The organism is Cohnella sp. CFH 77786 (assembly GCF_019400745.1).
Taxonomy (GTDB): Bacteria; Bacillota; Bacilli; order Paenibacillales; family Paenibacillaceae; genus Cohnella.
The window spans coordinates 434,848-442,641 of the sequence record NZ_WJIB01000003.1; the positions used below are offsets into that span (position 1 = coordinate 434,848).

The following is a 7,794-nucleotide window of genomic DNA, read 5'->3' on the forward strand; positions in this document are numbered from 1 at the left end:
GCGAAATAAAGAAAGATGTTTAATAATTACAAAAAATATCTAGTTGCTCTATGGATTATGGAAACGCTTAAACTTATAATCTGAACCAGATAAAAGAGCTAATCACGGAATAACCGGCTTTTATTGGAGGAACCCGAATTGAAAATCGGCAACAAAACCGTCCGGGAAACGACGAGCAGTGACGGGGAGGTTATGGGAGAAGCATACAAAGCTTGGCTGCGATATGCCCCGTTACACCCGGATCAAGCAAAGGAATACGCCCCTTGGTGCGGCATGATCGTCGCGGAGGCTTCCGGTCAATCTCCGCTATTCGCTGCCGCCTGCGAAGAGCTGGTGAACGGAATCGGATCTATGCTTGGCCGTAGGCCCGAGGCAGGAGCGAGTACGGATCGCGAACATTATCTCATGGTCGGTACGGGGGAGCATTCCGAATTCCGAGGCGTAATGGAAACGGCGGAGCTTGAGGCTGCGGGGGATGAGGGGTATGTGCTCAAGACCGTCGAAGAACCCGGGCGGAGGTTCATCGCGATTGGCGGCAAAACGGACCGGAGCGCGTTGTACGGGGTGTTTCATTTCCTTCGCCTGATGCAAACCGGACAACGCATTCACGAGCTTCACGCGGTCGAGAAACCGGCTGCCAAGCTAAGGATGATCAACCACTGGGACAATATGGACGGAAGTATTGAACGGGGGTATGCGGGCGGATCGATTTTTTTCCGCGAAGGGAAGTTCATCGCGGATCGCAAACGAATTCGGGACTATGCCCGTCTGATGGCAGCCGTCGGGTTGAATGCGGTCTGCATCAACAACGTGAACGTTCACGAGGTGGAATCGAACCTGATAACGCCCGAGCTGCTGCCTTCCGTGGCGATGGCGGCGGATTCCTTCAGAGCGTATGGAATCCGGCTTTACTTGAGCGTGAACTTCGCAAGCCCGATCCAATGCGGCGGGCTTGCGACGGCCGATCCGCTCGACCCGGAGGTGAAACGGTTCTGGGCGGAACGGGCGGCCGACGTGTATCGTCACATTCCGGATTTCGGCGGTTTCCTCGTGAAAGCCGACTCGGAATTCCGGCCGGGACCCTTCACCTACGGACGCGATCATGCGGACGGAGCGAACATGCTTGCGGAGGCGCTTCAACCTTACGGAGGAATCGTGATCTGGCGCTGCTTCGTATACGACTGCCTGCAGGACTGGCGCGACCGGTCGACCGACCGGGCCAAGGCGGCGTACGACCATTTCCGCCCGCTCGACGGGAAGTTCAGCGATAACGTCGTCCTGCAAATCAAGAACGGCCCGGTGGATTTCCAAGTGAGGGAGCCGGTTTCACCTCTATTCGGCGGCATGCGGCAGACCAATCAGCTTCTGGAGCTGCAAATTACCCAGGAGTACACGGGTCAGCAGAAGCACCTGTGCTATCTGGTTCCGCAGTGGAAGGAAGTCATCGACTTCGACACCTATGCGCAAGGCGAAGGCTCGACGGTGGCGAAAGCGGCGAGCGGAGCGCTGAACGGCCGGCCGCTGGGCGGGTTCGCGGCCGTAGCCAACATCGGCGACGATTCGAGTTGGACCGGGCACGTTTTGGCGCAGGCCAACTATTACGGTTATGGCCGTTTGGCCTGGCGTCCGGAGCTGACGTCGGAGCAGATTGCAGACGAATGGGTGCGACTCACCTTCGGCAACGATCCGGCCGTCGTCGGAACGATCAGCCGCATGCTTCTCGATTCCTGGAGCATCTATGAGAGCTACACGTCTCCGCTCGGAATCGGGTGGATGGTCAACCCGGGCCATCATTACGGCCCGAACGTCGATGGCTATGAATATTCGAAGTGGGGAACATACCACTACGCCGACTGTCACGGTCTCGGAGTGGATCGTACCGTAAGTACGGGAACCGGCTTTACCGGGCAGTACCGCGAGATTCCTGCCGCATGCTACGAATCGATCGACAGCTGCCCGGATGAGCTGCTCCTTTTTTTCCACCATGTCCCCTACACGCACGTGCTCAAATCGGGCAAGACCGTGATCCAGCATATCTACGACTCGCATTTCGAAGGTGCCGAACGGGCGGCCAAGCTCGTGGAGACGTGGCGGGGGCTGGAGGGCAAAATAGACGGGGGGCGCTATGCGAGCGTGCTGAGCCGTCTTGAGGAGCAATCGAAACACGCGGAGGAATGGCGCGATGTGATCAATACGTACTTTTACCGTAAATCCGGTTTACCCGATGCGCATCATCGAAGGATTTATCCATGAGTGAGATGAGGGAATATCGGCCATAACAACGGAAGGCGAATGATATTTTCGGCAAAACGAAGATCGTGCCCGGATATTGACATAAAAGACAAGGCCCGGTGCACCGCAAGAGAATCGGTGTTCCGGGCCTTCTTGGCGATTCAGAAAGGATAGTATCCACCATACTTTACTGAATCACCTCCGATAAAAACGTCTATCCGTCGGAGAAGGACGGCGTAGCCGTTTTACTTGAGTCTCTGTTTAGATTATAGCCGAAAACATCTTCGACCTTCCAGCTATCTGGCAGATCCCAGATGATCGTCCAGCCAGGCGGCCAAATGCCGAAAACCTTCGATGGAGAAGGGGATGACCCGCTTTTCGTCCTGTACGTCCTTCATCTCGATCACCAGTTTGTTTTCGCTTTCGGTACAGACCACGGTATACCGGACCGTTCCTTCGTTTCCGTCTTCCTCCCAATTGCAAGCCAGGCTGCTGACGAATCCTTTCATTTTTTCGCTCCTCCCGGGTCGGTTCAAGTTCTTGAACGGATTCAATGGAACAGGTTCTCGGGTAACGGCCGCTTCCGCAATGGCCCGTGGATCCGCAGCGTGCTCTTCAGCGTGCTCTTCAGCGTGCTCTTCAGCGTGCTCTTCAGCGTGCTCCGAGGCTGCCTCGGAGTCCGGTGCATCGGCGGAAAGGTCTAAACCAGGTTCGCCGGGCGAATCCGCGGCTTTGAGAAACGGCAGCGCATATTCTTCGATCACTTCCTGAAGCCGTTCCGGATTGAAAGGCTTCAGCACATAACCTTTGGCTCCGGCTTCGAGCGCTTCCAGGATCTGCTCCTGCTGATTGCTGGCCGAGCAGATCAATACGACGGCTTCCGGGTCCATCTCCAGGATCCGCGTAAGAGCTTCGGATCCGGTCATTTCGGGCATCGTCAAATCCATCAGGACGACATCCGGCCGCAGCTCATCGTATAACCGCACGGCTTCTTTGCCGTTGCTCGCCTCCCCGGCCACCTCGTAACCGAACTGCTTCAGGGAATCGGAAGCCATTCTGCGCATGAAGCTCGTATCATCCACGATCAGAAATTTGTAGGACACGATGAACATAACCTCCTTCACAATGTGCTTACGTCACGGATTTGATCAGTTCATCGGCCGTCGTCAGCCCTTTTCGAGCTTTCTGAAGGCCGTCAAACAGCAGGTTTCTGCCGCCGTTATGCAAGCTTTGCCTGATATCCCGTGCGGATTCGCCGGCGGCGATGCGTTCCCGGAGCGTATCGTCGATGCTCAGCACCTCGTGCACGGCAACGAACCCCCGATAGCCGGAGTTGCCGCACAGCCGGCAGCCTTCCCCGCGTGTCACGGATGGCTTGCCGCTCACTTGGGCCGTGAGATAGGAACGAAAATTGCCGATGACGCCTTTGGAAGCCGGGACCGTTTCTTCGGCCAGCGGGATTCCGTTGGACTCGAAAAGGCGCTGCTCCTCTTCCGATGCGGATACGGATTGTTGGCATTGCTGGCACACCTTGCGCACCAAACGCTGGAAAACGATGCAGGAGAGAGAGGCGGCCAGCAGTTCCCGATCGCGAACCCAAGCCGTCAAACGGCCCAACGTGTCATATATGCCGTTGCTTGTCATCGTGCCGAGCACGAACGTTCCGAACCGGGAGGCAAGCATAGCGGTCTCGGCGGTGTCCGCGTCGCCGATTTCGTCCATCATGACGACATCGGGCCGGTGCCGCAGCGCGGCCTGAAGCGCGCGCGCCATGGTCATTCCTTCCTGCCCGGCGACTTCCACTTGCGTCATGTCGGGCATCGGTCGCTTGATCAGATTTTCGAGGGTGATGATGTTGCGGCCGTCTTTGGCGATTTGTTGAAGCAAAGCGTAGGCCAGTGAAGTTCTGCCGGAGCCCGGCGGTCCCGAGATGACGATCGAACCCGACGTTTGGCGGATGGCTTGTTCGACCTTTTGACGGTGATTCTCGCTAAAGTCCATTTCGGAGAGTGTCAGCAGCGGCGTATACGGATCCGACAGCAACAGATAGAAGCACTCGCCGTCTCGGGAGGGCAGCGTCGAGACGCGCACGTCGATCGGCTTGTGATCGACATCGGTCCGAAACCGGCCGAACTGGGGGAGAGCAACGGACCCCGTTTTCAATCCGGCGATTTGTTTAATCCGATCCGCCAGGGCAAGATGCCCGGATTTGGCGATTACCTTCTCTTCTCCTTGCACGCGGGATTCATCCTTGAAATACCGGACAAACAAGCCTTGCGGCCTGGCTTCGAGCCGGATGGAGGATGCCTGAAGACGCATGCTTTCCAGCAGAATGGCTTCCAACTCCCGGCTCGGGTCATCCGCTCCATAGTAACGAACCAGGGCTTCCTGCATGTCGGAGGTTGCGGCGATCATCGGCTGTACGCGCAATCCGGTTGCCTTCTGGACGTCCCTGACCGCCTCCTGATTGAGGGGATCGACCATCGCCAGCCGGAGTTTGCCGCCATCCCGGCCCACAGGGAAAATCCGGTGCTTGCGGGCAACCGATTCGGGAATCCATTCGCAGCGGGAGGGGTCGAATGCGATTTCGGTCAGCTTGACGACCGGCACGCCGAGTTGAAATTCCAAAGCTTCGACCAGCTGGCTTTCGTTGATGAAACCTTTGGCGATCAGGATTTCTCCAAGCTTGCCGGGACGGAGCCGTTGCTCCTCCAAAGCCTCGGCCAGCTGGTCATCCGAAATCAGTCCGTTCTTCACCAGTAATTCGCCGATTCGCATAAGGTCCTCCTTCAGAACATGTCGAAAAGGGAGCGGCAGCTCTCGCGGGACGACAAAAAGCCGAGCGTCTCGAGCAACCCGGCTGTCATGCCATCGAGGGGCCGATGGTTTAGATCCGCGGCTTTGCGTCCCCGGCTTTCGCGCGGGTTTGCCATTGGTCGTGCGCTCGGCTTAGCTTTTCCTGCTTGCCGATTCTGTCGTTATGAGTAGAAATTCTGCAAACGGAATCAAAATCCTGTCGGGACCCTGTCGTTCCAATCTCCTGTTTTTTTGCCGTTTTTCATGATTCTCAAGACATCCGGTTAGAAAGGGCGATAGACCTAGGGCGTGTTTGATCAGGTGCATCTTCAGAAATCCGAGGCGATTCTCGTCTGGTTTTTCCCGTTCTTTTTTGCTTCGTAAAGTGCCCGGTCGGCACCGATAAACAGGAAGTCCTTTCCCTTGTCGGGTGTAAATTCGTTTAAGCCGATGCTGACCGTAACCGCTTTGCCATCCATACCTTCATGCTTCAGCAAGGCGATGCTTTCCCGGATGGCCTCCAACTTACGGCAGCATTGTTTCATCGTATTTTCCCTGAAAATCACAACGAATTCCTCTCCGCCATACCGTCCCGCGAAATCCTCCTCACCTAACCCTTTGCGGATTGCTGCAGCAACGCTTGACAGAATCTGGTCGCCCACGTGATGGCCGTAGGTATCATTAACCTGCTTGAAGTTATCGATATCGATTAAGGCTATCTGGATTTGCTTCTTCTCGCTTGAATTCGAAAATAATAGCCGGTCCATGTATTCATGAAATGCCCGATGGTTTTTAAGCCCGGTCAACGCATCCGTAGTCACCATCGTCTCCATCTCTTTATTTCTGTAGAGGAGTTCTTGCTCCTTCTGTACCATAATCTCTATCTTTTTTATCATTTCCAACCCGCGCTTCATCAGCTTGAGCAGAATCACGGAACCGGCTGCCAGCAGGGCCAGGATCGTTATGAAATCCGATGCTTCTGTGAAGGGGTTCTTATGCTGAAAGAGATAAAAAACGGGGATACATGTCAATAAACTTACGATGGAAGCGAACTGTACGATTTTTTTATCGAAATAAAAAACCGATGAAAACAACGGAAATAAAAGCACGATCAAGATCAAAGTTTTCTCGTAGATCGACAAGATGACGATCGCCGCGAACAAGTTGCCCGAAACAATCAAAACGTAAGGCAACAAAGAATCTTTGAGATTTCTGTAAGCGATTTCAGTTAACAATAGGACAATAACGATTTTAATCGAGGGAAGGAGAATCGCCGCTCTGAAAAAAACCTCTTTATCCTCGGAGGTATAAAGCAGGTTCGATCCCGTGGCCAACATATAGAATAACATGGCGATCCAATAGGCGCTTACGACTCTTCGATTCCACTCTTTGAGGTTTGCGAGGCAAGCGCAATTGTAATCCATTCAGCCACCTCTTCTAGATTGCCTATTGACATCTTAAATGTAACATAATGGGTTAGAGTCGTAAATGAGTCGAGGACGAGAGCGCTGTTTTTCAACAATCCGAGTTGCGTTCGAGGATAAATCCTCCCTGACGTCGAAGAAAACCATAGGAGGGTGATGATGCATGAAGGGATCGAACAAAGCGGATCGGAAGCTGGAGACGGAAAAAGAAGCGGTTAGGAAAGTGTTCGAACGGTATCGTAACTACTCCGATGAAGATCTGAAGTGTCTTGAGGTTGCATTGATCGCAAACGAGAAGTCGAAAACGGCAACGGGGTTGATGGTCGGTATTTTTGCTTCCTTAATCCTTGGCTTCCTGACGCTCAGCATCGGCAAAATGTTCGAGGATATAGCCGGCGTGTACTTTCTCCTTGGCATCATCGTGATTTATAGCGTTGCCATTATTGTCATCGGCGTCCTGTTTCTGCTCGTTAGGCTCGATTTGAAGTTTGCGTCCGTACAGACGGAAGTCATCAAAAGAATCATCGAAGAGAAGAAAACAAGCTAACAAGCTAATGTGACCGAGTTGGAAGGGCGCCATTCCGGCGCTCAGAAATTTTTGGGACAGCACCGCTGCGACCCGTCGATTAAGTTCTTATGACATACCGATCGCAATGAGGATTGACAAATAGAAACACCCGGCGGCTTATCAGCAGCCGGGTGTTCTTTCCGTCTTCGCTTAGCCCTCTCCTCCGGACGGCACGATTCTCTCATAATACAGACGGAACAGGATGTCCGAACAGGATGTCCTGCTTGTAGTTGCCAATATTAACGATTGATGCCATCCTCACTCCGGCCGCACGGGGGGATTGGTAAAGACTGCTGCTTGCCCAAGGGGAAGCGAAAGTGGAAGATCATGAATAGGAGAGTCCAGGCATGAAGCAAACGATCCGAAGTTCTTATCGGAATCGGTTAGTCAGTCAGCGAGCCGATTCCTGGATTTACAAGCATACGGACGGGCTCTACTAATTCACGGCTTCCGTTCCCGAGTACGACCGGATCGAAATCCGCAAATCGCCGACTCTTCAAGGGCTGAGCAACGCGGAAACGGCCGTCGTGTGGCGGAAACGTCCGGACGGGGCGATGAGCTCCCATATCTGGGCTCCCGAGCTTCATTTTATCGACGGCAAGTTAAGGAACAAAGTGCCTTAATTCCACCCAAATAGCGGCAGAGCGGTGGAGTTAAGGTCAAGTCCAATATTGTGTGTAAAATCCCCGGCGGGTTGTCTAACGGATAGATACAACCTTGCTGGTTTGTTTTTCCTTAGCTCTCTTTTGTTCGTAGTAGTCGTTCATTTCAATG

The 7,794-nt window shown here is 53.9% G+C and carries 5 protein-coding genes, 1 pseudogene and 1 riboswitch; of the genes and pseudogenes, 3 read left to right on the plus strand and 3 right to left on the minus strand.

Features of this window, described 5'->3' with window-relative positions; genetic code table 11:
• Nucleotides 1-192 precede the first annotated feature (192 nt).
• Nucleotides 193-2,253: an alpha-glucuronidase family glycosyl hydrolase gene (locus GE107_RS07060; protein WP_219638999.1), complete on the plus strand. Its 2,061-nt coding sequence runs from the start codon at nucleotides 193-195 to the stop codon at nucleotides 2,251-2,253.
• Between the two features lie 275 nt (nucleotides 2,254-2,528).
• Here the strand turns inward: GE107_RS07060 and GE107_RS27055 are convergent, their stop codons facing one another.
• From GE107_RS27055 to GE107_RS07075, 3 genes are all read right to left on the minus strand, one after another.
• On the minus strand, nucleotides 2,529-3,335 hold the full coding sequence (locus tag GE107_RS27055; RefSeq protein WP_219638953.1) for a response regulator: 807 nt from the start codon (nucleotides 3,333-3,335) through the stop codon (nucleotides 2,529-2,531).
• A 28-nt stretch (nucleotides 3,336-3,363) separates the two neighbouring features.
• On the minus strand, nucleotides 3,364-5,010 hold the full coding sequence (locus tag GE107_RS07070) for a GspE/PulE family protein (protein ID WP_219638954.1): 1,647 nt from the start codon (nucleotides 5,008-5,010) through the stop codon (nucleotides 3,364-3,366).
• Nucleotides 5,011-5,079: 69 nt separating this feature from the next.
• Nucleotides 5,080-5,173: riboswitch (cyclic di-GMP riboswitch) on the minus strand.
• Nucleotides 5,174-5,357: 184 nt separating this feature from the next.
• Nucleotides 5,358-6,452 (minus strand): GGDEF domain-containing protein, encoded by a 1,095-nt coding sequence (locus GE107_RS07075; protein ID WP_219638955.1) that lies wholly within the window; start codon nucleotides 6,450-6,452, stop codon nucleotides 5,358-5,360.
• A 163-nt stretch (nucleotides 6,453-6,615) separates the two neighbouring features.
• Between GE107_RS07075 and GE107_RS07080 the strand changes: the two genes are divergently transcribed.
• The gene (locus GE107_RS07080) at nucleotides 6,616-6,999 is read left to right on the plus strand and encodes a hypothetical protein (RefSeq protein ID WP_219638956.1); all 384 of its coding nucleotides are present in this window, start codon (nucleotides 6,616-6,618) and stop codon (nucleotides 6,997-6,999) included.
• A gap of 368 nt (nucleotides 7,000-7,367) precedes the next feature.
• Nucleotides 7,368-7,622 (plus strand): annotated as a pseudogene (locus tag GE107_RS07085) (family 43 glycosylhydrolase); the annotation flags it as partial.
• Nucleotides 7,623-7,794 lie beyond the last annotated feature (172 nt).